Below are 24,374 nucleotides of genomic sequence, written 5' to 3' on the forward strand. Positions count from 1 at the left end.
GGTCGAACTCAGACGCTCAGCAACAGGAACTCGCGCTCCCAGGAACTGATGACGCGCTTGAAGTTTTCGTGTTCGGCGCGTTTCACCGCGACGTAACCCCGCACGAACTTGCTGCCCAGGTAACGCTCGATGGTCGGGCAGTCTTCCATGTGCGCCAGCGCGTCCTCGATGGTGATCGGCAGGCGCAGGTTGCGCCGTTCATAGGCGCGGCCTTGTACCGGAGCACTGGGTTCGATGCGTTCGACCATGCCCAGATAGCCACACAGCAGGCTCGCGGCGATGGCCAGGTACGGGTTGGCATCGGCGCCTGGCAAACGGTTCTCCACCCGCATCGATTCAGGGCCCGAGGTCGGCACGCGCAGGCCGACGGTACGGTTTTCTTCGCCCCATTCGACGTTGACCGGGGCTGAGGTGTCCGGCAAAAAGCGGCGGAACGAGTTGACGTTGGGTGCGAACATCGGCAGCAGTTTCGGAATGTACTTTTGCAGACCGCCGATGTGGTGCAGGAACAACTCGCTCATCTGCCCGTTGTCGTCGGCAAAGATCGGCTTGCCGGTGGCAATGTCGATCACGCTCTGGTGCAAGTGCATCGCGCTGCCTGGCTCATCCGCGATGGGCTTGGCCATGAACGTCGCGGTGACGTTGTGCTTGAGCGCGGCTTCGCGCAGGGTGCGTTTAAACACGGTGATCTGATCAGCCAGGTCCAGCGCATCGCCGTGACGGAAATTGATTTCCATCTGCGCCGGGCCGTCTTCGTGGATCAAGGTGTCGAGGTCCAGCCCCTGAATTTCGCACCAGTCGTAGACGTCTTCGAACAGCGGATCGAATTCATTGGCGGCGTCGATCGAGAATGACTGTCGACCGCTTTCCGCACGCCCGGAGCGACCCAGTGGCGCCTTGAGTGGCAAGTCCGGATCGTCACAGCGCTGGGTCAGGTAGAACTCCATTTCAGGCGCTACGATGGGTTGCCAGCCCCGTTCGGTGTACAGTTGGAGGACTTTCTTCAACACATTGCGCGGCGACAGCTCGATCGGATTGCCGGCCTTGTCGAAGGTGTCGTGAATCACGATGGCGGTCGGCTCGATGGCCCACGGCACCACGTAACAGGCGGACACGTCTGGCCGGCAGACCATGTCGATGTCGGCGGGGTCGAGCAGGTTGTAGTAGATGTCGTCGTCGACAAAATCCCCTGTTACCGTTTGCAACAGCACACTTTCCGGCAGGCGCATGCCTCGCTCATGCAGGAACTTGTTAGTGGGCGATATCTTGCCGCGGGCAATGCCAGTCAGGTCACTGACCACGCACTCCACTTCGGTAATCTTGTGTTCTTTCAGCCAGGAAGAAAGCTGATCGAAAGGGGCATTCATAAAGACCTCGTCGTTGGTTTTATCCAGCGCCAGGAGCTGTCACCTTATTCCGCAAAAGCGGTAGGAGACTTCCCCTGCAACGCATTGACGACTATCTTGGGCGAGGCTTTTTGTTCCATCTATCCACTTTCAGCACAATCAGAACGCACTAAAAAGGTGCGCACAGGTCAGTCGATGACAGCGTCAAACCCCTTGCAGGTCCAGGCTTTCAACACCGCCGATGTCGCCGAGCAGATCCGCGTCACCCCCGGTTGGGTCCAGCATTACCAGCAGATGTCGCCAGGCCATTTCGCCGGGCAGATCCGCTACCTGGACCTCGAAGGCGTGGAGATTTACGAGGAGTGCATGAACACGCGGGTGGAGCAGAATTTCAGCGCGCCCCAAGGATCGCTGGCGTTCTGTTTTGATCGCAGCGACAACGCGTTGTATGTGCTCAACGGTGAAAGCTGCAACATCTGGATCACACCCGAGAACTATCAGGAAGTGGCGGTGGTGTTCGGCCCGGCGTTCGTGCAGCACCACGGTCTGAGCGTCGAGCGGTTGGACGGCTTGTTCATGGCACCGCTCAATTCGGGACAGAACGCGCTGTTCAGCCGCTGGCTCAGCGGCACCTTGACCCGACTGTCGCAGACCCTCAATCCGCCGAGCAAAGAAGCCCTGACTCAGCAATTGCTGGATGACTGCCTGTACATCCTCGACAGCTCGTGCGTGCATCTTGACCCTGTCGCGTTGCAGCGCAGGGCAGGGGAGCGGACGATCATGAAACGGGTCGCCGAATGGGCAGCAGACACCCCGGAAGACAACCTCCACCTGCTGCAACTGGCCCAGGTCGCCGACGTGTCGTTACGGCAACTGCAACACGCGTTCAAAGCCTACACCGGCATGGCGCCCACGCAGTGGCTGCGCCTGCGAAGACTGAACAGCGCCCGCCGCGAACTGCTTAGCCGCTCGGCCTACACCACCACGGTGGCCGAAGTGGCGATGAACTGGGGGTTCTGGCATCTGGGGCGGTTTTCCAGCCGCTACCGGGCGTTGTTCAACGAGTTGCCGAGTGACACCTTAAAGCGTGGCGTGTAGGAGCGGGCTTGCCCGCGATTGCGATTCAATTGAGATTCCGCATCAAGCTGATCGCGGGCAAGCCCGCTCCTACAAGGGTGTAAAAAATGACACCTTATATGGATTAAGATGTCGTTATATTAGATATTAAAAACCTTACTGTTATTTTAAGGTGCTTTATATTAACCTCTTAAGCAACTTAAGAGATCGTCTGGTGCGCCCTTATGGATGAATTTTTTCCGGTTCAATGTGCTGATACGCTTCGTCGAATTGCGCTCCAGGTCAAACAGGCACGCCTGCAGCAGGCCATTCGGCAGGTAGACATAAGCGAACGATTGGGCGTCTCGCTGCGTGCCTACCGGCTGATCGAGAAAGGTGAGCCGGGCGTTTCGCTGCGTGATTTCATGTTGGTGCTATGGAATCTCGGCCTGTCTGACAGAATTTTCCAGAGCCTTAAAGAAGACCCTTCGTTCAGCACAAGCCTGGAACAGGAAACCGCCTCGAGGCGCGTCCGCCTGGCCAAATCCAGCCCCGAGAATTTCTGATGTCCAGTGCCTACATCTACATGGAGTGCCCACTGACCCGACAGGTGCTCACCCTCGGCAAACTCACCCTGAACAAGGGGGAGGGCACGTTCGTTTATTCGCCTGAAGCGGTCGAAGGGAGCTTCTGGGTACCTGACCCTATTCGGTTTCCGTTGACCGATAAGCCGATGAAAATCCTGAAAAACGAAGGTGTTCCTGGGTTCATCGATGATGCGATGCCCGATGGTTGGGGTGAGCGCGTGCTGCGCCGCACGCAGAAAGGTGACTTGAGCAAGGTCGATCTGCTGCTCAAATCGCCCAACGATGACCGGGCTGGCAACCTGATGGCCGGGGTCGACAGGACACCGAGAGAAGGCATTGGCCAGCGGCCAGTGACGGAACTGCGCGCCAGCCGGGTCGACCGGTTTATCGATGTTTGCGAGGTCATCTACGACAGCCAGCTCGGCGAAAAGGAGCTCGAAGCGTTCAAGGTCCGGGATCAGCGTTCAGCCATGGGCGGTGCGCGACCGAAGCGCTCATTCCGAACTGACAACAAGATGATTCTGGCAAAGCCGAAGGACAAATACGACGACTACGACTTGCCTTCCATCGAGCACGCCTGCATGACGTTTGCCGCCAGCAAAGGCTTGAGTGTCGCCAACACTGCGCTGCATAAGGGCGAGAAGGTCAATACCCTGTTGGTGGAACGCTTCGATCGGACGTGGGATCAGGACACCGGGCATTTTCGACGCGTGCCGATGTTGAGCGGTCTCACGCTGCTGGACGCCGAATGGAAGGCAAAAACACACCCTGACTGGATCTACGCGGCGCTGGCTGATGAGTTGCTGCGTCGAGGTGCTCCGGAGGCGGACCGGCGCGAACTGTTTACGCGCATGGCTTACAACGCCCTTGTCGGTAACGGCGACGATCACCCACGCAACCATGCGGTTATCTGGAAAGGCGACACGTGGCGCCTGTCGCCTTTGTACGACGTATTACCGATCTTGGGTGAGGGACCGGCCCAGGCGCTGTCGATGGCCGTGGGCACGGACGGCCCGCGCATCACGCGTGACAATCTGTTGAGCCAGCATCGGCATTTTGCCCTGACCCGAGAAGAGGCCGAAGCGGCCCTGAATCAGGTGGCCAGTTGGGAAACGGAGCTGCATGAGCATTACAGCCAGTTCCTCGTCGGCGCCGATCTGGATGCGGCAGTGGCTGCTGCCAGTGGCAAACGTTTCAGAAACTGACATCGATGAGAAATGGCGTAATGCGGTACCAGTGCCGATTGTTCGCCATAGCGAACAATCAATTCAAATTTATGCCGTAGTCGGCGCGATAGCTGCTGCTTATTCTTGGGGTGTCCTTCAAATTCCTCCCCGAAGTGAGACACGCCATGACTAATACCAGCGACAACAAAGAAATTGCCCAGTACATCCACGGCGAGCATGTCGCCGGCAGCGGCACCCGCACTCAGCCCATCTACAACCCCGCGACCGGGGCCGTAACCCGCCATGTGCGCCTGGGCAACCAGCAAGACGTAGACGCCGCAGTGGCCTCGGCCGAAGCCGCCTTTCCTAAATGGTCGAACACGCCGCCGATTCGCCGCGCCCGGGTATTGTTCAAGTTTCTGGAACTGTTGAACCAAAACAAAGACGCGCTGGCGCACCTGATCGTTGCCGAGCATGGCAAGGTTTTCACCGATGCCCAGGGCGAAGTGGCCCGTGGTATCGACATCGTTGAGTTCGCCTGTGGCATTCCGCAGTTGCTCAAGGGCGACTTCTCCGATCAAGTGTCCACCGACATGGACAACTGGACACTGCGCCAGCCGCTGGGCGTGGTTGCCGGCATCACGCCGTTCAACTTCCCGGTGATGGTACCGATGTGGATGTTCCCCGTGGCCATCGCCGCCGGTAACACCTTTATCCTCAAGCCAAGCCCGACCGATCCAAGCGCCAGCCTGTTCATGGCCGATCTGCTGAAACAAGCGGGCCTGCCGGATGGCGTGTTCAACGTCGTACAAGGTGACAAAGAAGCGGTGGATGCGCTGTTGGTGCACCCGGATGTCAAAGCGGTGTCCTTCGTCGGTTCGACGCCGATCGCCAACTACATCTACGAAACCGGTGCCCGACACGGCAAGCGCGTGCAAGCCTTGGGCGGCGCGAAGAACCACATGGTGGTGATGCCGGATGCCGACATCGACCAGGTGGTGGATGCATTGATCGGCGCGGGCTACGGCTCGGCCGGCGAACGCTGCATGGCGATCTCGGTCGCGGTGCTGGTCGGCGATGTGGCTGACAAAGTCATGCCAAAACTGCTGGAGCGTACCAAAGCGCTCAAAGTGCTCAACGGCAGCAACCTGGCCGCTGAAATGGGCCCGATCGTCACCCCGGCCGCCCATGCCCGCATCACTGGCTACATCGAGCTAGGCATCAAGGAAGGCGCGGAACTGTTAGTGGATGGTCGTCATTTCAACGGCGCCGATGCCGGCGAAGGCTGTGAAGAAGGCTTCTGGATGGGCGGCACACTGTTCGACCACGTCACCCCGGAGATGCGCATCTACAAGGAAGAAATCTTTGGCCCAGTGTTGGCCTGCATGCGCGTGCCTGATTTCGCCACCGCAGTGAAACTGGTCAACGACCACGAATTCGGCAACGGCGTGGCCTGTTTCACCCGCGACGGCAACGTGGCGCGCGAATTCAGCCGCCGCATCCAGGTCGGCATGGTCGGCATCAACGTACCGATCCCGGTACCGATGGCCTGGCAGGGCTTTGGTGGCTGGAAAAAGAGTCTGTTCGGCGACATGCATGCCTACGGTGAAGAAGGCGTGCGCTTCTACACCAAGCAGAAATCGATCATGCAGCGCTGGCCGGAAAGCATCGGGATGGGTGCCGAGTTCGCAATGCCGACCGCGAAATAAGCGCCGGATTGCCGCAGGTCAGCACGGCGCAAAGATCCTGTTGATTTAACGAGACGATAGGTCTAATAATCGACACATGACAAACATTATCGCAATACCTCGCAAGCGTGGTCGCCCGGCGAAAGCCGTCGGCGACTACCGCGAGACACGTGAAACCCTGTGCCGTGCCGGTGTTGCCGCATTGACGGAGAAGGGCTTTTCGGCCACCGGCATTGACGAAATCCTCAAGTCTGTCGGCGTGCCAAAAGGCTCCTTCTATCACTTCTTCGCCAGCAAGGAAGCGTATGGCAGTGAACTGATCACGCTGTACGCACGTTATTTCGTGCGCAAGCTGGATCGGTTTCTGCTCGACGAAAGCCTGACCCCGCTCAAACGCATCGAAGCCTTTTGCGAGGAGGCCGAGCGCGGCATGGCCCGCTTCGATTTCCGCCGAGGTTGCCTCGTTGGCAACCTGGGCCAGGAGATGGGGGCACTGCCGGAATCCTTCCGCGCTCAGCTTACCGATGTACTGCTGGACTGGCAGGCCCGCTTCGAGCGCTGCCTGGAGGAAGCCAAGGCAGCCGGTGAAATCGCTAGGGATGCGGACTCCGCGCGCTGGGCAGCGTTTTTCTGGATTGGCTGGGAAGGTGCGGTTCTGCGCGCCAAGCTTGAGCGCAACGGTGAACCGTTACGGGTATTCGCAGACATGTTTTTGATGAGCCTAAAGACTTAGGCTCTTTTTTTCACCTTTGATATACGATCGGTCTAATTAATTCCTAATGAGTGAGCCAACGTTCGACTCCATCATCATCGGTGCCGGCACCGTGGGCCGAAGGCTTCCTTCACGAGCGGCGCTGGTTCCGGGCAGCGTTTTTTCGCCTTCGTTGAAACGTTAATCGTCCAGCCGCCCGTGTGAGGAGGGCGTGGCCGCTCAGCCGTGCCGTGGCTTACAGATGCACGTCACCCGCAGCTTCTGGCTGATACTCCACGGCCAGCAGCTGCAATTTCAGGGTCTTTCCTCCGGGCGCCGGCCACTCGATATGCTGGCCGACCTGCAAGCCCAGCAAGGCGCTGCCGATCGGCGCGAGGATCGACACGGTGCCTTCGGAGCCCGCATCCTTGGGGTAGACCAGTGTCAGGTGGTAATCCTTGCCGCTGACGTCCTCCCGGCAATGCACACGCGAATTCATGGTGACGACGCCGGCCGGCAGTTCATTTGATTCAAGCACGTCCGCTCGATCCAATTCGGCCTGCAAGGCGTCGAGACCCGGTGTTTCGTGGTCCAGGCTTTTGATCAGCCGCTCCAGACGTTGAAGGTCAAGACGGGTGAGGGTGATTGAAGAGGTAGTGTTCATGATCAAGACAACTCCATTGTCCGTGGGGTGAAAAGCAAAACCCCGCCAAGTGATGACGGGGCTTTGGGGTATTGCGCGTCGCTAGACTTCGTACACCCTACCAAGAATCCAGCAATATCTCACTCACTGCGCCGCTAATACTGACCACCGTGCTGCCACGCAATCAGAGCCTTCACAATCAATCCAGGCAGGTAACCGCCTCCGTTCTACGGCAACGCATAGATCTTGAACAGTTTCTTGTCCGAGTCGCTGGCACCCCTCAGGTATTTGTCGTATGCCTGCTCGATCGCACCGGAACGGTACATCTCACTCAACGTGGTATCGACCAACAAACGGAAGTTATCGTCGTCTCGATTGATCATCATCGAGACCGGTGCGTACTCAAAAATACGATCCAAAAGCCTCAGGTTCCCCTGCGGGTAATCTTTGACGATGTGGTTATCGAGCAGCATCCGCTCCGAGAAGAAAGCATCCGCTTTGCCCTCGGCAACCTGCTTGATCCCTTGATCGTTATCCTTGACTGTGACCACGGTGGCGATGACGCCGAGTAAGCGTATTTGCTCGTGGATCCACGCCTCGGTGACGCCGCCAGCGGTGACAGCAAAGGTCTCGTTGGCGATGCCACGATTGACGGTTGCGCGCCAGGTCGGCCCATCGTGGGCCACCTTGCCATTGAGCACATTGAGCAACGCCTCAGGCGCATCGTCACGCACCACTACCGAGAGGCCTGCCGTGTAGACCGGCACCGAAAAGCTCACCGTCTTGCTCCGTTCCAGTGTGGCCGGTGTCGGTGTGCAGAGGATGTCTACCTTGCCCGAGCTGACGGCACTGGTTTGCTCGGTAATGTTGACGGGCTGGTAGTGCACCTTAAGCGAGGGCAGGCCCAGTTCGGCCTTGATCTTGTCCGCCACTTTCAGGCACAGATCAATGGCATAGCCGCTGACCTTGTCTCCTTCGTTGCTACTGAAGGGTGCGAAATCCGGGATAAAACCCAGGTTAACGGTGTTGCTGGTGCGAACGCGCTCAAGCGTATTGGCGCTGGCCAACGCCGGCACCAGCATGAGCAGGCAGGTAAGCAGCAGGCTCGCGGGTTTGATCAACTGTACGTTCATGTCCTGTTTCCCTTATTCAGATGTCTTTTCAGTCTTGAAAACAACGTCTAAGGATTGCCGGCTCTGGTCTGGACCGTTAGAGGCTCATTGACAAAGCGCTTGGCGAGGAAGCCGTAGAGCAGGTAACCGAATGCAAGGACCAGGGTGCCACCGAATACGGCGTCTTTGCCGCAGGCATAAAGGGCGTACAACGAATAGGCGACGGCTATCAGTAACACGGCCGTGTTGCGCGTGTAGATCGCTGGCGAGGCCTTGGCCTTGTGCATCATCACCAACAGCCCCGTCAGTGCTGTCACGTAGGGAATCAGGTTGGTCACCGCTGCCAGGTTGACGAGTTTGCTGAATTGGGCGCTGGCATTGGGCGAAATGGTCGACACGGCCATTAGCGTCTGCAACACGCCACACACGATCATGCCCACGATGGGTGCTCCCCGTGCGCTGACCTTGCTGAACAGTTTCAGAAACAGGTCCTGGTCGGCCGTCATCTTGGCCGTTTGCGCCAGGGTGAACTGCCACCCCAACAGAGAACCGACACACGCCATCACCGCGAGCGCCAGGATGATGTTGCCGATCATCGGGTTGAAAATATGCGCATAGACGAGTGCGAAGGGGGCTGCCGATTTGGCAAGCTCATCATTGGGGATGATGCCTTGGATGACCGTGGTCGACAGCACATAAACCACTGCGGCCCCCAGCGTCCCGAACAGGCAAGCCAGCGGAACGTTGCGCTTGGGATCTTCCACCGCATCGGTGGCTTGCGCCGCAGACTCCATGCCGAGAAACGCCCAGAGGGTCAGGGGGATCGCCTTGCCGACCGCCTCGGAGATCGGCAGGTTGTGCGGGTCCCAGGCGGCAGCCAGGATATCGGCCTTGAACCAGAACCACCCGATGATGCTCAAGCCGGCCACCGGGATGATCACGCCCCAGACGGTTACCGATCCGATCTTGCCGGTGATGCTGGGGCCGCCGAAGTTGGCCAGGGTGGTGATCCAAAGCAAGCCGACCGTACCGATGAACAGCGGAATGGCGCCACTGCTTAACCAGGGCACGAACGATGACATGTAGCCCACGGCGGAGATGGCAACGGCCACATTGGCGATGGCCAACGAGATGAAGTACAGGTACGAACAGAGGAAGAACCCGGACTTTGCGTGCGCCTCTTCGGTATAGGCGGACAACCCGCCAGACTTTGTACAGAAGATGCCGCATTGGGAAAAACAGTAGGCGATGGCCATGGACCCGATGGCGGTCACGATCCATGACAGCAACGAAATGGCACCGAGTTGGGCCATGTTCGTTGGCAGCATAATGATGCCCGATCCCATCATGTTGACCGTTACCAGTGTGGTTAGCCCCATGAGGCTCATTTTCTTGCTTGAGTCGGCCATCTGAACACTCCTTGCGCTGTCGAAAGCACTGACCCTGTGTCCGGCGGTTTACTGCGTACCGCCGGGGAGGGGGCTAAACACTATTGTTTGACCACATACACCTTGTAGGTTGGGCGCCCCTGGGCGTCGCGCTCGATCTCGACTCCATGGTTGTCATGCTCGAAACCGGGAAAATGGCCATCGAACAATTCCATTGCCAGCAAGTAATCGATGATGGCCTTTTTGTCTGTACCGGCTTTCTCCCCGGGCATCATCAGAGGTATCCCTGGCGGATAAGGAACAATCTGTACGGCGACGGTTCGGTCAAGCATGTCGCGCACGGCAATCTGCTCTATTTCACCTTTGACCAGCTTGGCGAATGTCGCCCGAGGGGAGCTCACCTGGGTCGGCAGCAGGGTATAGGCGGCGTCCATGTTTTTGAGCATTTTCGTGGTGAGCATGTCCTGGTGCATGTGCTCGGCCAGATCCTTGAGTCCCATGTCGCCATAACGATCACCATGGCTGGCGACCAGTTCGGGCAGTACCTGTTCCAGTGGCGAGTTGGCGTCGTAATGCTTCTTGAACTCCATAAGGCCGGCCACCAACGAGCCCCACTTGCCCTTGGTGATGCCGAGGCTGAATAACAACAGGATGGAGTAGGGCTCGGTCTTCTCGACCACGATTCCGCGACTGGAGAGGAAGGTCGAGACCAAGGGGGCCGGAATACCACTGTTCTCCATCTCGCCTTCGAGCGTCTGACCTGGAGTCAGCACCGTGACCTTGATCGGGTCGAGCATGCAGTAGTCATCGCCCAGGTCGCCGAAACCGTGCCAGCTGGCCGACGGCTTGAGCACCCAGGCATCGCCCTTGTGCAGTACGTGCGGGTCGACTTCGGCGAAGGGCACACCGTCGACTTCGTCCGGCTGCCAGACGCCAAACCACCAATCCGCGGCGTCGCGTTCCTGCACCTCGTTGCGCAGACGGACCATGGCCTGGCGAAAGGCGATGGCCTCGCCGATCGATTCGTCGGTGAGGTAGCCGCCGGAGTCGTCCATCATCTTCGACGAGACATCGATAGAAGCGATGATGCTGTACTGCGGCGACGTCGAGGTATGCATCATGAACGACTCGTTGAACAGAGCCGGCTTGATCGGTACCTTGCCCGAACGAATGTGGATCATGGAGGCCTGTGAAAGCGCCGCCAGCAGTTTGTGGGTCGAGTGGGTGACGGTCACCGTAGCATCGTCGGCGTGTCGCTCGCCACGGTGCATGCCGTAACGGCCCTCATACAGCGGGTTGAAGCGCGCGTAGGCGAACCAGGCCTCATCGTAGTGGATGCGGTCGACACTCTGGCTCAGCTCACGGGTAGTGATCTGCACGTTGTAACACAGGCCGTCGTATGTCGAGTTGGTCAGCACCGCCAGTACCGGGTTCGCCTGCTTATTGGTCGCCAGCGGGCTTTCGGCAAGTTTCTGTGCAACGGCCGCCGGGGTCAGCTCGGTACGCGGCACTGGCCCGATCAGGCCTCGGGCGTTGCGCCGCGGGCGCAAATACAGCGGCACCGCACCGGACATGTTCAGCGCATAGTTCAAGGATTTATGGCAATTGCGATCGACCAATACCGAATCGCCATCGGTCACTGCCGAATGCAGGACGATCTCGTTGCTCGCCGAACTGCCGCCCACCGAGAAGAACGTGAAGTCGGCGCCGAACACCCGCGCGGCGTATTTTTCCGCTTCATTCATCGGGCCTGAATGGTCATTTAACGAACCCAGTTCGCCCACCGAGACACTGAGGTCTGAGCGCAGCATTTGCTCGCCATAGAAGTTGATAAAGCTGCGACCGACTGCTGTCTTCATGAAGGCGGTGCCGCCGGTATGGCCCGGGGTGTGCCATGAATACTCATGTGTACCGGCAAAGTTGACCAGAGCGCCGAAGAACGGCGGCAGGACGGTGTCGAGGTAGCGACGGGCCGCCGTTTCAATACGCCCGGCAATGAATTGAGGACTGTCTTCGGGTTGCCAAATGACCCCGTCGATGTTCTCGACGAACGCCAACGGAACCTTGCTCTGGTTCTCGCTGTTCATGCCAAGCAAAATCGGTAATTGTGCGGCGCGCCGGCGGATCGACTGGATAAGTTGCAGCGCTTGTTCAGGCGCTTTCTCGCACAGCCCCCAGCCAATGATGACGCAGCTGTAGGCCGCGTTGGCACTGACGGCTATCTCTGCCTCATCCAGCGAACCCACAATGTCTACTTCCAACTCATGCTGGTGTAACTCTGCAGCAATGGCCCTGGCGTTGCGCACGATAATGCTGTCGTCATGCAGTTTGGCATTGACCACGATCAATACGGGAAAGCGCGGCACCATGTCGTTGGGGAAACGCGTTTGCGATCGACTCATTAGAGGCTCCTGGAGGATTAGTGGCTGTGGACCAGCGTCAAGCCTTGAGCACGTAGCCGTAAGCGCGGGTGCGCCCACCTTCCTGTTTTAAATAGACACCCTGCAGTTCCGGCGTGAAGCCGGGCAAACGATTGATGCCTTCTTCCAGGGCCAGGAAATATTTCAACACCGCACCGCCCCAGATTTCTCCCGGTACTACGCAAAGCACGCCGGGCGGGTAGGGCAACGCGCCTTCGGCGGCAATGCGTCCGTCGGCGTCTGCCAGCGGCACCAACTCGACATTGCCGCGGATGAACTGGGTTTGCGCGTCCTGAGGGTTCATCGCTTTTTTCGGAAAGTGCTCCTTGCGGAACATATCCTTCTGCAATTGCTGAATGTTGTAGTGGCGGTACAGGTCGTGCATTTCCTGGCAAAGCTGGCGGATCGTGTAGTTGTGATAGCGTTCCTGATGCAGCTCGTAGATAGCCGGCAGCACCCGGCTCATGGGGGCGTCATCGTTGATGAAACGTTCGAAACGGGCGATCTGCGCGGCAAGATGGCTCATCTTTGCCCAGTCTTCGGCAGGGGTCAGCAGAAACAGAATCGAATTGAGGTCGCATTTTTCCGGAACGATACCGTTCTGGCGCAGGAAGTTGGCCAGTATGCCGGCGTGGATGCCGAAGTCTTCATAGCTGCCATCCACTTGGTCAATACCGGGTGTGGTAAACAGCAGTTTGCAGGGGTCGATGAAATATTGTTTGTCGGCATATCCGGGGAAGGCGTGCCAGCGCTCTTTTGGATGGAACTCGAAAAAGCGAATGTCATTGGCGATCTCGTCAGTCGGAAAGTCCTGCCACGGATGGCCACCGATGGTGGCGGGCACGAACGGACGGATCATGGTGCACGCTTCCATGATCAACTTGCGTGCGTTGATACCGAATTTGATGCAGTCGTCCCAGAGCCGCAGGCCACTGATACCGGAATGAATCCGTGCGTTGACGTCCAGCGACGCGAACAGCGGATAGAACGGGCTGGTGGAGGCTTGGGCCATAAACGCGTTGTTCAATCGGGCATGGTTGCAATAGCGTGCTTGCCCTTTGATATGCCGGTCTTTCTTGTGGATCTGCGAGGCCTGGGAAAAGCCGGCTTGCTGTTTGTGTACCGATTGGGTGACGAATATCCCTGGATCGTTTTCGTTGAGATCCAGCAGCAGTGGCGAGCAATCCTTCATCATCGGGATGAATTGCTCGTAACCGACCCAAGCTGAATCGAAGAGGATGTAATCGCACAGTTTGCCGATGCGATCGACCACCTGGCGGGCGTTGTAGATGGTGCCGTCGTAAGTGCCGAGTTGGATAATCGCTAGCCGGAACGGACGCGGCAATGCTGCCTTGTCTGGAGCGACCTCCTTGATCAGTTCACGCAGGTAGTCTTCCTCGAAACAGTGGGCATCGATGCCGCCGATGAAACCATAAGGGTTACGTGCGGTTTCCAGGTAAACCGGGGTGCCTCCGGCCTGCAGCAGCGCGCCCTGGTAGTTGGATTTGTGGTTGTTGCGGTCAAACAGCACCAAGTCACCCTGTGTGACCAAAGCGTTGGTCACGACCTTATTAGACGCCGACGTACCATTGAGGACGAAATAGGTCTTGTCGGCGTTGAACACTTTGGCGGCATGTTTTTGTGCCAGTAGCGCCGGGCCTTCATGGATCAGCAGATCGCCTAGCTTGACGTCAGCGTTGCACATGTCGGCGCGAAACAGCGTTTCGCCAAAGAAGTCGAAGAACTGCCGACCGGCCGGGTGTTTGCGAAAGAACTGACCGCCCTGATGGCCAGGGCAGGCAAATGTTGCGTTGGCTGACTCAGTGTATTGCTTGAGCGAGTTAAAGAAGGGCGGCAGGAGGTTCGCTTCATACCCTTTGGCCGCAGTCTCCAACTGGTGCCCGTAATACTCGGCGTTGTGACTGGATGGATCGAAGACGCCAGTGACTTGCAGCAATACGTCTTGAATACGCTTGTAGACGTCCAGGGCATGGTCGCCGCGGCCCGGTGATACAACTAAGAAAATCGGTATATCAAAGCCGGTACGCTTAATAATATCAAGGGCACCTTCCAGTACATCGTCCAGTGAGAAAACTGCCACGGCGACATCGGTGTAGTCGGTCTGATCTAATTGAACAATTTCTCGAGTGGTATCAAAGCAGGTACGAACCGAAATATTGGCGGCAATCTTCAAGACTTGCATAAAACGCCCTCCCAGTTGGCAGGGTTCTGGCTATCTCATGGTGTACGCCCCCTTTGGGAGCTGCCCTGAATGAGCCGTGGCCCTAGTGGTCAGTTACTAGGTATAGATCATATTGTGAAGCGCTATTTGTGCCGATGCCATGACTCCCGAGATGTCTGACGAACGGCATAAATCAAGCCTGCAGCACCCCGTATCTTGGCCAACGGTGGAGCTTACGGAGAGCGGAGTAGGTGCGCGTTAGTATTTATAATGCCTTGTACTATTTCTACTGATCCATTAATGGCGAATTGAACACCCATGCAAATGAGTAAAAACCCCATTAAGCGTGATATAGCGTCAATGCCTGATTTTCCCGTTTTTTTCACGATGAAATCCGCGCTGCGCAAACACCCCCATAAGATGAGCCCCGTTATAATAAAAATAAGGGGCGGTGCGATAAGTAATACCCAACTCGGAAAAACTGTATTGGTTTTTATCGTCGCGGCAGAACTGATGATCATCGCGATCGTCCCGGGGCCAGCGGTCATCGGCATGGCCAATGGAATAAAGGCGAAGTTGGTCGACTCCTCTTTACTCGTGCCCGAGGCGACTGGCGGGTGAGGCTGAGGGAACAGCATTTTCAAGCCAATTATCATGAGAATCCCACCGCCGGCCATGCGCAAGCCCGGTATGGAAATACTAAAGACCCCCATAATAATTTCACCCAGGTAATAGGTGATGGTCATGATAATAAATACGTAGAGCGCCGTGAGGAACGCCTGTTTGTTCTTTTCTTCTCGACTTAATTGGGCGGAGAAGGCGAGGAACACTGCCACCGTTGTGGGCGGGTTGATCAATGGCAGTAATGCCAGCAATCCAAGCGCGAGAGCATTAAATAAATCGATCATCTACAGTCATCCTGACGACTCCACGAAACAAGTGGCAAAGGGCAGGCGGGTGCGCCGGCCCTCTGATTTAACGGTAACTGATGCCCGACCTGGCCGTACTCACACGCGTGCCTTTGGTGCCTTTGACAATCGCCTCAATATCCGCCAGTGAACCGATCACCGCCGCCTTGCCCGTGTTGCGCGCGAACTCGCAGGCAGCCTGGACTTTCGGTCCCATGGAGCCGGCGGCGAAACCGAGGCGATCCAGTTCGTCCGGGTGGGCCTCGGCGACGGCTTTCTGAGTCGGCTTGCCCCAATCGATGTACGCCGCATCGACGTCGGTGGCGATCACCAGCAGATCGCACTTGAGCTCCTCGGCCAGCAGCGCCGAGCACAGGTCCTTGTCAATCACGGCTTCCACGCCGCTAAGCACTGTGCCGCTGGGGTCATACAGGGTTGGGATGCCACCGCCACCGGCGCAAATCACCACCGTGCCTTTTTCCAGCAGCCAGGTAATGGGGCGAATCTCGAAAATCCGCTTGGGTCGCGGACTGGCCACCACACGCCGGAACTTGTCGCCATCGGGCGCAATCGCCCAGCCTTTTTCCTTGGCCAGGCGCTCGGCGTCTTCCTTGGAATAGACCGGGCCGATGGGCTTGGACGGTTTTTGGAAGGCTGGATCGTTGCCATCGACTTCGACTTGAGTCAGCAGGGTGGCGAAGGGTACTTCGAACGGCAGCAGGTTGCCCAGTTCCTGTTCGATCATGTAGCCGATCATGCCTTCGGTTTCGGCACCGAGGACGTCCAGCGGGTAGGGCGTGACCGAGGTATAGGCCGCCGCCTGCAGTGATAGCAGGCCCACCTGAGGACCGTTGCCGTGGGCGATGACCAGTTCATTGCCCGGGTGAATTTTGGCGATCTGTGTGGTGGCGACGCGGATATTGTCGCGCTGATTATCCGCGGTCATGGGTTCGCCCCGGCGCAGAAGGGCATTGCCGCCCAATGCTACAACGATACGCATGGTGCACTCCTTTCAAGATACGGATTCTGCTTCAGCCCCTATTACCCCTGTAGGCGCTGCCGAAGGCTGCGATCGACTGCGAAGCAGTCGTGTTCTCAAAATGGCTGAAGGTCCTTCGGACCTTATCGCAGCCTGCGGCAGCTCCTACAGGAGACTTGTGATCCACTGGACTACAAGTCCGCCAGGGTCGACACCAGGATCGCCTTGATGGTGTGCATGCGGTTTTCCGCCTGCTCGAAGGCGATGCAGGCGGGGGACTCGAACACGTCGTCGGTCACCTCGATGCCGTTTTTCAGGTTGGGATACTGTTCGGCTATCTGCTTGCCGACCTTGGTGTCGGCGTTATGAAATGCCGGGAGGCAGTGCATGAACTTGGTCCGTGGGTTGCCGCTGGCTTTCATCAGCTCGGCGTTGACCTGATAGGGCAGCAATTGCGTGATGCGTTCGGCCCAGGCTTCAACCGGTTCGCCCATCGAAACCCAGACGTCGGTGTGGATGAAGTCCACACCCTTGACCGCAGCTTTCGGGTCTTCGGTCAGGGTGATCCGCGCGCCGCTTTCTTCAGCGTATTTTTTGCAGCGGGCCACCAGATCGTCGAGCGGCCACAGCGCTTTGGGCGCGGCGATGCGCACGTCCATGCCGAGCTTGGCACCGATCAGCAGCAGTGAGTTGCCCATGTTGTTACGGGCGTCGCCGAGGTAGGCGTAGCTGATGTCGTGTAGCGGTTTATCGCTGTTTTCACGCATGGTCAGCACGTCGGCGATCATTTGTGTCGGGTGGTATTCGTCGGTCAGGCCATTGAACACCGGTACGCCGGCAAATTTGGCCAGCTCTTCGACGATTTCCTGTTTGAAACCACGGTATTCGATGGCGTGATACATGCGCCCCAGCACCCGGGCAGTGTCTTTCATGCTTTCCTTATGGCCGATTTGCGAGGAACCCGGATCGATATATGTCACGTTGGCGCCTTGGTCATAGGAGGCGACTTCGAACGCGCAACGGGTACGCGTCGAGGTTTTTTCGAAAATCAGCGCAATGTTCTTGCCCTTGAGATGTTGCTGTTCGGTGCCGGTGTACTTGGCACGCTTGAGGTCGCGGGACAGGTCGAGCAAGTAGCGTAATTCGCGCGTGGTGTGGTGCTCCAGGCTCAGCAGATTACGGTTACGCATATTGAACGCCATGATAGATCTCCTTAAGGATGGATCAGTAATCAATCGGATCGCGGACAATCGGGCAGGTCATGCAGTGACCACCGCCACGGCCCCGACCCAGTTCGCCGGCGCTGATGGTGATCACCTCGACACCGGCCTTGCGCATGAGGGTATTGGTGTAGGTGTTGCGGTCGTAGCCGATCACCACACCGGGTTCCACCGCGACCACGTTGTTGCCGTCGTCCCATTGCTCGCGTTCGGCGGCAAAGCTGTTGCCGCCGGTTTCGACCACACGAAGTTTTTTCAATTTGAGGGCGGCGGCGACCGTGTCGAAGAAGTTAGTTTTTTCGCGGCGGACCTCGAATCCGTAGGGGCTGCTTTCACTGGGGTACAGCGAGAAGGGGACGATTTGGTTGGCCACTTCGGGGAACACGGTCACCAGGTCGCGATCGCAGAAGCTGAACACGGTGTCCAGGTGCATCGCGGCGCGGGATTTCGGCAAGCCAGCGACGATGACGCGCTCAACGGCTTTGTGCTTGAACAGGTTCTGCGCCAATTGGCCAATGGCTTTGTGGGACGTGCGTTCGCCCATGCCGATCAGGACCACGCCGTTACCGATAGGCATAACGTCGCCGCCTTCCAGGGTCGCGGCGCCATGATCTGCATCGGGATCGCCGTACCAGACCTGGAAGTCAGCATTGGTGAAATCCGGGTGGAACTTGTAAATAGCGCTGGCCAGCAGGGTTTCCTGTCGACGCGCCGGCCAGTACATGGGGTTCAGAGTGACGCCACCGTAGATCCAGCAGGTGGTGTCGCGGGTGAACTGAGTGTTGGGCAGCGGCGGCAGGATAAAGCTGGTGTTGCCGAGAAAGTCCCGGAACATCTTCAGGGCTGGACCGCCAAAACTGGCCGGCAGGTCGTCGGCCGAGACGCCGCCAATCAGGAACTCGGCAATCTGCCGGGGCTCCAGGCTTTTGAGCCATGCAGTGGTTTCATTGACGAAACCAAGCCCGACCAGGTTGGGTGTGATTTTGCGCTGCAGGATCCAGTCCAGTGCCTCGGGTTGCGCGACGACATCCGCCAGCAAGTTGTGCATTTCGACGACGTCGACCCCTCGTTCACGCATCTTGGTGACGAAGTCGAAGTGGTCGCGCTTGGCCTGGTTGACCCAAATCACATCGTCGAACAGCAGTTCATCGCAATTGCTCGGGGTCAAGCGCTGGTGCGCCAGGCCGGGGGAGCACACCATTACTTTGCGTAGCTTGCCGGCTTCGGAATGCACGCCGTATTTAACTTTTTCGTTAGCCATTTTCATCGCCCCCAAAATTGAGAACCACGGGTACTGATTGCAGTGTCAGGAAACAAATCCGTGAGATGTGAAACTAGGTTTAGTACAAAATATTTAGCGTTTCGATAAATTTTGCGATCCACCGTTGAAGGCGGACGAATGGTAAAAACAACATTCAACGAGAGGGGCCGTCGTCGGCGATATCGCGAAAAGTAATTAGTCGCTGAAAAGTTTCAGATAACGATAATAAGTACGGACACCGATCTAGACCGGGCAATATATTTATCCCGCCCACCGTCAAGCCTTGCGAGCCCGGACATCAGGTTTAACAGTGCTTTTGCGTAGTCGAACACGGCTTATTGCTTGTTAAGCATAATACTCAGGTCACTGTTCAATTCTTTGATAGCCGCCTTGAAGTCATTGGCGGTGATCGCTTGCTTGTCATTGTCCACGGTTTGGCCGAACACCTTGCGCACCACGTAAACGTAGGGTCTACCCGTGGTCGCGTCGTTAATACTGCCTTCGATATAGAGCTCGGTATTCTGATCACGATGCCCCGTGGCCGCTGAAGCAGCACCGACTACCGCCGTTATTGGAAGCACTTCGTACCATTTCATGCCTTCATTGGAGGCACTGACGCCGGTAATGGCCGCTTTCAGCACCATGGCCCGTTCACCGGTGGGTACCGATTGCAGGTCAGGAACTACTTTATAGCGCAACGCAATGGTTTCCTTGGCAGTAGTGCTTGCATAGTTCTGCAGGTCTTGCAGGGTTTTCCGGTTGACGCGTTCGTCCGGTTTTGGCGCGGGGTACATCTGCAGTTTGTCGAACACGACGGTGCTGTAGGAACGAGGCTTGAAGTCTGGATCGATCCAGCGCATCACCGGATGGCCGCTGGGCGACTTCGCTTCTTTAAGCCCGGCATAACTGGGCAGGAAACCGGAATACTGGTTTTTCTCTGTTACTTCGGAGACACAACTACTGAGCAGCACGCTGCTTAAGACAGCGCCGACTATCATTACACGGGGTGTGTTCATTGGGCTGCACTCAACCGTTAAGGTGTTAGATGACGACGTGCATAACAGACGTCGTCAGGGTGTGGAGTTGCTTGAATCCAACTGTCAGTGGGCGCTGTCTATCGTCACCGCCTTCCAACTGTCATTGGGATCAAAGCGCTTCATCGCTTTCGCCAACTTCTCACTCTCGGGTCCCAAATCCTTCTCGAACACCTGTCCATCATGGCTGATCATGAAACTCATCACCCCGGTGTCATCGTATTTTGCCGGCCAGGCGATCAGTGCAAAGCCTCGACTCATCTTGTCACCGATCAGGTAGCTGTAGGCGCCGCCAGGGGCTGAAGGGCCTTGGGCGTCAAGGATACGGAAGTGGTAGCCATGCCAGTCGTCGCCGCCAATGGCGTTGCCGAACAAGGGGCCCAACGGGCTGATCTCACCGGTATCGTCGTCAGCCCAATAAAGTCCGTCGTGCTTGCCGGGGCTGCTGAAGATCTTTTGCGCGTACTCGAGTGCGCCGTCGCCGTCCCGATCCTTTGACGCATAGTCCATCTGGGCGTCGTGATAGGTCAGCACCGACTGCATGGCAGCGAGTTCATTGCGGCCAATACGACGCACACGGATTTCATCGCCGCCGGCCTTGACGTCGAAGCGCCAACCTTTAGCGCCCTTGGTCATGGGAATCGGCAATGTCCAGTGATCACTGCCGACCGACAGCACCGCTTTGTTGTCGCCCGTCGTTTCGATGCTGTGGTGTTCGCCATATTGCTTCACAAACGCATCCACATCACTGCGCTCCACGCCCTCGCGCGGGATGAAACTGCGCCAGTTCTTGCCAAGCAATTCCGTCAGGCGTGCCTGATCCGCTTTTTTTGTACCCAGCGCTTCGACAAATGCCTGGGCGGCCTTTTCTGGCGTAGGAAACGCTTGCTGGGCCATCGCCATGCACGAGCACGCCACGGCGGCAACCATCACCAAGGCCTGTGGCAGCAAGCCCATGCGTGTCTTCACCCGAAGATAGTTTTTCAACGGCGGCCCCCCCTTGAACGTGCCGGTGGACTGGATGGCCGACTCACCTGACTTCCGGCCGATCGCGAAGCACTGGGGCGCTGGGCGGATGCCTGACTGGATCGGCCACGGTCGGTTTGTGCGCTGGTCTGTGACGGTGAGCGCGCGCCACTAAATGCATTATTGCGGGCGCTGCCGGCACTGGCGGTCGACCGTTTTGGCGCCGTTTGACTGGCCCCGGTGGATGGCCGTTTTTGCGCATTTTGACCAGCCCCGGCAGACGGCCGGTTCTGTGCAGTTTGACGTGCCTTCGCGTCACCCTGTCCGCGCTGATTCGTCTGAGCGGTTTGTTTCCTGGCAGGCTGGTTGTCCCGAGTGTTCTTGGCCGTGCCCTGGCCCCGATCCGTCGTCTTCGGCCGGTTGTTATTCGCTTGCGTTCTATTGCCAGCCGATCCTCCGTTCTGGGCTGCGCGTGCTCGATCCTGGGCTTGGCGGTTGCTGGTGGCAGGTCGTTCGATACCAGCCCTGTCCATTGAACCACGTGCTTTTTCACGATCCTGGGCACGCTGAGCGTTATCTCCACGATAGGCAGAACGCTGACTGGCGCCGTCCAGTTGCCGGCCGTACTGCTCGCGGCTCCTGTTGTCGCGGTAAGGAACGCCATCCCGGTGAGCGGAATTGTGCTGCCACTTGGTGTTCTGAGCATTGGCGGCCCGGTTGTTGGTGTTGTTGCTATTGAAGTTGTTGCCACTGATGTTGTTGGAACGATTGACGTCTACGTCGATGTCGTTATTGCCCCAATCACTATTAGCCCACAACGCCCCGACGGCAGCCACACCGACACCAAACGCCAGCCCGGTCATCAATGCCTGACCGGGGTAATAGGCGGGCGGCGGTGGGTAGTACACAGGAGGTGACGCGGGATAAGGCCAGGTACCGTAGACGACTGTCGGGTTATAACTGGGTACGTACACCACCTGCGGATCAGCGGGCTGGATGATGATGGCGGGGGGCGCGGCCGGTGCGCTTTGAACGATGACGGTACTGCTGGAAGGGGCAGAAGCCGCAGCAGGCTGAGCTGTCACGTTCTGATATTCGTTGCTTTGCAGGTTGCCTGCTTCCTGCGCCTTATGACGCAAGCGTTGCACACCCTTCATGACGTCATCTGGTTGTGCCAGGAACGCATCACCCAAGCGTTGTACCCAGACCGGATCTTGCCCCATCGTTGCGAGGACTTGGGGGAAGGCGACCAGCGATTGCACGGCCGGATCCCAAGGCTGGGTCGCCACCTGCTTGACCGCATCATCGCCTTTAGCGTCCGGGTGTGCTTTGGACCAGGTCACGGCTTCGGCGATTTCACCCGGATAGGTGCTCGCCATCAGTACCTGTGCCAGCAGCGGATCCGGGTAAAGCGCAATCGGCGCCAGCATTTGATCGAGTTGTTCCAGGGTGAAAACCGCATCTTTGACAGGCGGCGGGGCAGGCAGTGGATCGGGTGCGGGTAAGGGCGCGACGGCGACCGCAGGTGCGGCCGTAGCTGTATCCTCTGCTTGCGCCAGAGGGGGGAGAGCGCTCAAGAACAGTACAGCCGACACGGTGTAAAGTAATGGAATGCGCATTGCACCCCCCATGTGGTCAGACAGCTCGAATAAAAGTGGATCGATGTCGGAACGGTGAAGCCGGCTGTCCAAGCTTCTGATCTTCAGCCTGGATCCCGTTCACCAATGGTAGCAAACATCTAGAGATTGCTAATTAATTCACTCTGCGTGCGGAGAGGGTGATCGTTGAGAATTTAGACAAAGTGCCAATCACAATCCATGCTGGTGGGACAGTCGTCGCAGCGGGCAGAAAGCTCGGGTGAGGGCGAGGCGAGCGCCGTGCGGATCGGAACCGCTCATTGACCATCCCCTGTCTGATGAGAGCGACGCATGACCGACGCCCCGTCCAATCAACCCTTCGAACCGGGCCGTGTGCAAGCCACTTCAACCCGTCATTTAACTGGCTGGCGGCGCTGGCTTCCGGGGCTGCGGGTGTTGCGTGAGTACTCGATCGCCTGGCTGCCAAAAGACCTGATGGCGGGCCTGGTACTGACCACCATGTTGGTGCCGGTCGGCATTGCCTATGCCGAGGCCTCGGGTGTGCCCGGCATTTATGGTTTATACGCAACCATCCTCCCGTTGCTGGCCTATGCGTTGTTTGGCCCCAGCCGCATTCTGGTACTCGGTCCTGACTCCGCGTTGGCAGCCATCATCCTGGCAGTGGTACTTCCGTTATCGGCAGGAGACCCACTGCGCGCCATCGCCCTGGCCAGTGCAATGGCGCTGGTCTCTGGCGTTATCTGCATCGGCGCCGGCCTCCTGCGTCTGGGCTTCATCACCGAGTTACTGTCCAAACCGATTCGTTACGGCTATATGAACGGCATAGCGCTGACGGTTCTGATCAGTCAGACGCCCAAGCTGTTCGGCATCTCCATCGACGGCGCGGGGCCACTGCGCGATACCTGGCACCTGGGCCAGGCGCTGCTGGACGGCAAGGCCGACTGGCCGACCTTCGCCGTGGGCGCCAGCACATTAGCCGTGATCCTTTTGTTGAAGCGCTTTGATCGCGTGCCCGGCATGCTCATCGCGGTGGTGGCCGCGACGCTGGTAGTAGGCCTGCTGGGCCTCGATACCCGTCATGGCATCAAGGTGTTGGGCTCACTGCCGCAGGGCTTACCGAGCTTCGCCTTGCCCTCGGTCGGTTTGAATGAGCTGGTAACGGTGTTGATGGGCGGTGCAGCTGTGGCGCTGGTGTCATTTGCCGACACCAGCGTGCTGTCGCGCAGCTATGCGGCCAAGACCCGTACCCAGGTCGATCCGAATCAGGAAATGATCGGCCTGGGTGTTGCCAACCTCGCAGCCGGACTGTTTCAAGGTTTCCCCATCAGCAGCAGCTCCTCACGCACGCCGGTGGCCGAGGCTGCAGGTTCCAGGACGCAGTTGACCGGCGTGGTGGGGGCTTTGGCCGTGGCACTGTTGTTACTGATCGCGCCTGATCTGCTCCAGCACTTACCGAACAGCGCACTGGCGGCCGTGGTCATCGCCGCTGCAATTGGCCTGTTCGAGTTCAAGGATTTGCGGCGGATTTACCGGATTCAGCGCTGGGAGTTCTGGTTGTCGATTGTTTGCCTGGTCGGGGTTGCCGTACTGGGCGCCGTGCCAGGCATCGGTCTGGCCGTGGTCATCGCCGTGGTCGAGTTCCTTTGGGACGGTTGGCGGCCGCACTACACGGTGCTCGGGCGGGTCGAGGGCATCCGTGGTTTCCATGACATCTCACGCTATCCTCAGGCTCGCCGGGTTCCCGGGCTGGTGTTGTTTCGTTGGGATGCCCCGTTGTTCTTCGCCAACGCCGAGCTGTTCCAAAATTGTGTGCTGGAATCGGCTGCCCAGTCACCGACGCCCGTTCGCCGGGTAGTGATCACGGCTGAACCGGTGACCAGTGTGGACGTGACGTCAGCGGACATGCTGGCCGAATTGGCGCAGACCCTGCGCGCCGCGAGCATCGAGCTGCGCTTTGCCGAGATGAAGGACCCGGTCAAGGACAAGCTCAAGCGCCTCGAGGTGCTGGCCCACCTTGATGACAATGCGTTCCATGCCACCATCGGCGCGGCGGTAGATGCCTATCTCGAGGAGCACTCAGTGGACTGGACGCCTTGACCTGCGACCCCCAGTCAATTGGCGTGAGCCGG

19 protein-coding genes are annotated in these 24,374 nt (G+C 58.1%); 6 read left to right on the top strand and 13 right to left on the bottom strand.

What is annotated here, in order from left to right:
- Positions 1–8 precede the first annotated feature (8 nt).
- Positions 9–1,367 (bottom strand): glutamine synthetase family protein, encoded by a 1,359-nt coding sequence (locus ACF0H7_RS15440; protein WP_397453592.1) that lies wholly within the window; start codon positions 1,365–1,367, stop codon positions 9–11.
- A gap of 174 nt (positions 1,368–1,541) precedes the next feature.
- On the opposite strand from ACF0H7_RS15440, the gene ACF0H7_RS15445 reads away from it, so the two are divergent.
- The 5 genes from ACF0H7_RS15445 to ACF0H7_RS15465 all read left to right on the top strand — a co-directional run bounded on the left by ACF0H7_RS15445 (position 1,542) and on the right by ACF0H7_RS15465 (position 6,576).
- Positions 1,542–2,444 carry a helix-turn-helix domain-containing protein gene (locus tag ACF0H7_RS15445; protein ID WP_397453593.1) on the top strand — a complete coding sequence of 301 codons (903 nt, stop codon included), beginning with the start codon at positions 1,542–1,544 and terminating at the stop codon, positions 2,442–2,444.
- 203 nt (positions 2,445–2,647) lie between these two features.
- The gene (locus ACF0H7_RS15450; protein WP_397453594.1) at positions 2,648–2,968 is read left to right on the top strand and encodes a helix-turn-helix domain-containing protein; all 321 of its coding nucleotides are present in this window, start codon (positions 2,648–2,650) and stop codon (positions 2,966–2,968) included.
- Positions 2,968–4,194: a type II toxin-antitoxin system HipA family toxin gene (locus tag ACF0H7_RS15455; RefSeq protein ID WP_397453595.1), complete on the top strand. Its 1,227-nt coding sequence runs from the start codon at positions 2,968–2,970 to the stop codon at positions 4,192–4,194. Before ACF0H7_RS15450 ends, ACF0H7_RS15455 begins: the two co-directional genes overlap by 1 nt.
- 146 nt (positions 4,195–4,340) lie before the next feature.
- Entirely contained in the window at positions 4,341–5,864 is a 1,524-nt protein-coding gene (locus ACF0H7_RS15460) for a CoA-acylating methylmalonate-semialdehyde dehydrogenase (protein WP_397453596.1), read from the top strand.
- Between the two features lie 76 nt (positions 5,865–5,940).
- On the top strand, positions 5,941–6,576 hold the full coding sequence (locus tag ACF0H7_RS15465; protein WP_397453597.1) for a TetR/AcrR family transcriptional regulator: 636 nt from the start codon (positions 5,941–5,943) through the stop codon (positions 6,574–6,576).
- Positions 6,577–6,790: 214 nt separating this feature from the next.
- Here the strand turns inward: ACF0H7_RS15465 and rnk are convergent, their stop codons facing one another.
- The 12 genes from rnk to ACF0H7_RS15525 form a co-directional block, all read right to left on the bottom strand.
- Positions 6,791–7,198, bottom strand: coding sequence for a nucleoside diphosphate kinase regulator (rnk, locus tag ACF0H7_RS15470; RefSeq protein ID WP_397453598.1), 408 nt, complete (start codon positions 7,196–7,198; stop codon positions 6,791–6,793).
- Positions 7,199–7,404: 206 nt separating this feature from the next.
- Entirely contained in the window at positions 7,405–8,310 is a 906-nt protein-coding gene (locus ACF0H7_RS15475; RefSeq protein WP_397453599.1) for an amino acid ABC transporter substrate-binding protein, read from the bottom strand.
- 47 nt (positions 8,311–8,357) lie between these two features.
- Positions 8,358–9,698, bottom strand: coding sequence for a putrescine-ornithine antiporter (potE, locus tag ACF0H7_RS15480; RefSeq protein WP_397453600.1), 1,341 nt, complete (start codon positions 9,696–9,698; stop codon positions 8,358–8,360).
- A gap of 80 nt (positions 9,699–9,778) precedes the next feature.
- Positions 9,779–12,079, bottom strand: a complete 2,301-nt coding sequence (locus ACF0H7_RS15485; RefSeq protein ID WP_397453601.1) for an Orn/Lys/Arg decarboxylase N-terminal domain-containing protein — start codon at positions 12,077–12,079, stop codon at positions 9,779–9,781.
- Positions 12,080–12,116: 37 nt separating this feature from the next.
- Positions 12,117–14,300, bottom strand: a complete 2,184-nt coding sequence (gene speF, locus ACF0H7_RS15490; RefSeq protein ID WP_397453602.1) for an ornithine decarboxylase SpeF — start codon at positions 14,298–14,300, stop codon at positions 12,117–12,119.
- 212 nt (positions 14,301–14,512) lie between these two features.
- Positions 14,513–15,187: a MarC family NAAT transporter gene (locus tag ACF0H7_RS15495; protein ID WP_397453603.1), complete on the bottom strand. Its 675-nt coding sequence runs from the start codon at positions 15,185–15,187 to the stop codon at positions 14,513–14,515.
- A gap of 67 nt (positions 15,188–15,254) precedes the next feature.
- Complete coding sequence (gene arcC, locus ACF0H7_RS15500; protein WP_397453604.1) at positions 15,255–16,187, bottom strand: carbamate kinase; 933 nt, start codon at positions 16,185–16,187, stop codon at positions 15,255–15,257.
- A gap of 170 nt (positions 16,188–16,357) precedes the next feature.
- Positions 16,358–17,368, bottom strand: coding sequence for an ornithine carbamoyltransferase (locus ACF0H7_RS15505; protein ID WP_397453605.1), 1,011 nt, complete (start codon positions 17,366–17,368; stop codon positions 16,358–16,360).
- A 22-nt stretch (positions 17,369–17,390) separates the two neighbouring features.
- Positions 17,391–18,647, bottom strand: coding sequence for an arginine deiminase (gene arcA / locus ACF0H7_RS15510; RefSeq protein WP_397453606.1), 1,257 nt, complete (start codon positions 18,645–18,647; stop codon positions 17,391–17,393).
- 335 nt (positions 18,648–18,982) lie between these two features.
- Positions 18,983–19,663, bottom strand: a complete 681-nt coding sequence (locus ACF0H7_RS15515; protein WP_397453607.1) for a DUF3313 domain-containing protein — start codon at positions 19,661–19,663, stop codon at positions 18,983–18,985.
- Between the two features lie 84 nt (positions 19,664–19,747).
- Positions 19,748–20,638, bottom strand: a complete 891-nt coding sequence (locus tag ACF0H7_RS15520) for a DUF2950 domain-containing protein (RefSeq protein ID WP_397453905.1) — start codon at positions 20,636–20,638, stop codon at positions 19,748–19,750.
- Between the two features lie 26 nt (positions 20,639–20,664).
- The gene (locus ACF0H7_RS15525; RefSeq protein ID WP_397453608.1) at positions 20,665–22,266 is read right to left on the bottom strand and encodes a DUF3300 domain-containing protein; all 1,602 of its coding nucleotides are present in this window, start codon (positions 22,264–22,266) and stop codon (positions 20,665–20,667) included.
- A 309-nt stretch (positions 22,267–22,575) separates the two neighbouring features.
- Between ACF0H7_RS15525 and ACF0H7_RS15530 the strand changes: the two genes are divergently transcribed.
- Complete coding sequence (locus ACF0H7_RS15530) at positions 22,576–24,342, top strand: SulP family inorganic anion transporter (RefSeq protein ID WP_397453609.1); 1,767 nt, start codon at positions 22,576–22,578, stop codon at positions 24,340–24,342.
- Positions 24,343–24,374: the final 32 nt, after the last annotated feature.

It is taken from the genome of Pseudomonas sp. NA-150, assembly GCF_044336365.1.
Lineage (GTDB): Bacteria > Pseudomonadota > Gammaproteobacteria > Pseudomonadales > Pseudomonadaceae > Aquipseudomonas.

Bases quoted from the DNA above. Each gene is read 5' to 3' on its own strand.
- ACF0H7_RS15440 (WP_397453592.1), bottom strand. From the start codon at position 1,367: ATGAATGCCCCTTTCGATCAGCTTTCTTCCTGGCTGAAAGAACACAAG.
- ACF0H7_RS15445 (WP_397453593.1), top strand. From the start codon at position 1,542: ATGACAGCGTCAAACCCCTTGCAGGTCCAGGCTTTCAACACCGCCGAT.
- ACF0H7_RS15450 (WP_397453594.1), top strand. From the start codon at position 2,648: ATGGATGAATTTTTTCCGGTTCAATGTGCTGATACGCTTCGTCGAATT.
- ACF0H7_RS15455 (WP_397453595.1), top strand. From the start codon at position 2,968: ATGTCCAGTGCCTACATCTACATGGAGTGCCCACTGACCCGACAGGTG.
- ACF0H7_RS15460 (WP_397453596.1), top strand. From the start codon at position 4,341: ATGACTAATACCAGCGACAACAAAGAAATTGCCCAGTACATCCACGGC.
- ACF0H7_RS15465 (WP_397453597.1), top strand. From the start codon at position 5,941: ATGACAAACATTATCGCAATACCTCGCAAGCGTGGTCGCCCGGCGAAA.
- rnk (WP_397453598.1), bottom strand. From the start codon at position 7,198: ATGAACACTACCTCTTCAATCACCCTCACCCGTCTTGACCTTCAACGT.
- ACF0H7_RS15475 (WP_397453599.1), bottom strand. From the start codon at position 8,310: ATGAACGTACAGTTGATCAAACCCGCGAGCCTGCTGCTTACCTGCCTG.
- potE (WP_397453600.1), bottom strand. From the start codon at position 9,698: ATGGCCGACTCAAGCAAGAAAATGAGCCTCATGGGGCTAACCACACTG.
- ACF0H7_RS15485 (WP_397453601.1), bottom strand. From the start codon at position 12,079: ATGAGTCGATCGCAAACGCGTTTCCCCAACGACATGGTGCCGCGCTTT.
- speF (WP_397453602.1), bottom strand. From the start codon at position 14,300: ATGCAAGTCTTGAAGATTGCCGCCAATATTTCGGTTCGTACCTGCTTT.
- ACF0H7_RS15495 (WP_397453603.1), bottom strand. From the start codon at position 15,187: ATGATCGATTTATTTAATGCTCTCGCGCTTGGATTGCTGGCATTACTG.
- arcC (WP_397453604.1), bottom strand. From the start codon at position 16,187: ATGCGTATCGTTGTAGCATTGGGCGGCAATGCCCTTCTGCGCCGGGGC.
- ACF0H7_RS15505 (WP_397453605.1), bottom strand. From the start codon at position 17,368: ATGGCGTTCAATATGCGTAACCGTAATCTGCTGAGCCTGGAGCACCAC.
- arcA (WP_397453606.1), bottom strand. From the start codon at position 18,647: ATGGCTAACGAAAAAGTTAAATACGGCGTGCATTCCGAAGCCGGCAAG.
- ACF0H7_RS15515 (WP_397453607.1), bottom strand. From the start codon at position 19,663: ATGAACACACCCCGTGTAATGATAGTCGGCGCTGTCTTAAGCAGCGTG.
- ACF0H7_RS15520 (WP_397453905.1), bottom strand. From the start codon at position 20,638: ATGGGCTTGCTGCCACAGGCCTTGGTGATGGTTGCCGCCGTGGCGTGC.
- ACF0H7_RS15525 (WP_397453608.1), bottom strand. From the start codon at position 22,266: ATGCGCATTCCATTACTTTACACCGTGTCGGCTGTACTGTTCTTGAGC.
- ACF0H7_RS15530 (WP_397453609.1), top strand. From the start codon at position 22,576: ATGACCGACGCCCCGTCCAATCAACCCTTCGAACCGGGCCGTGTGCAA.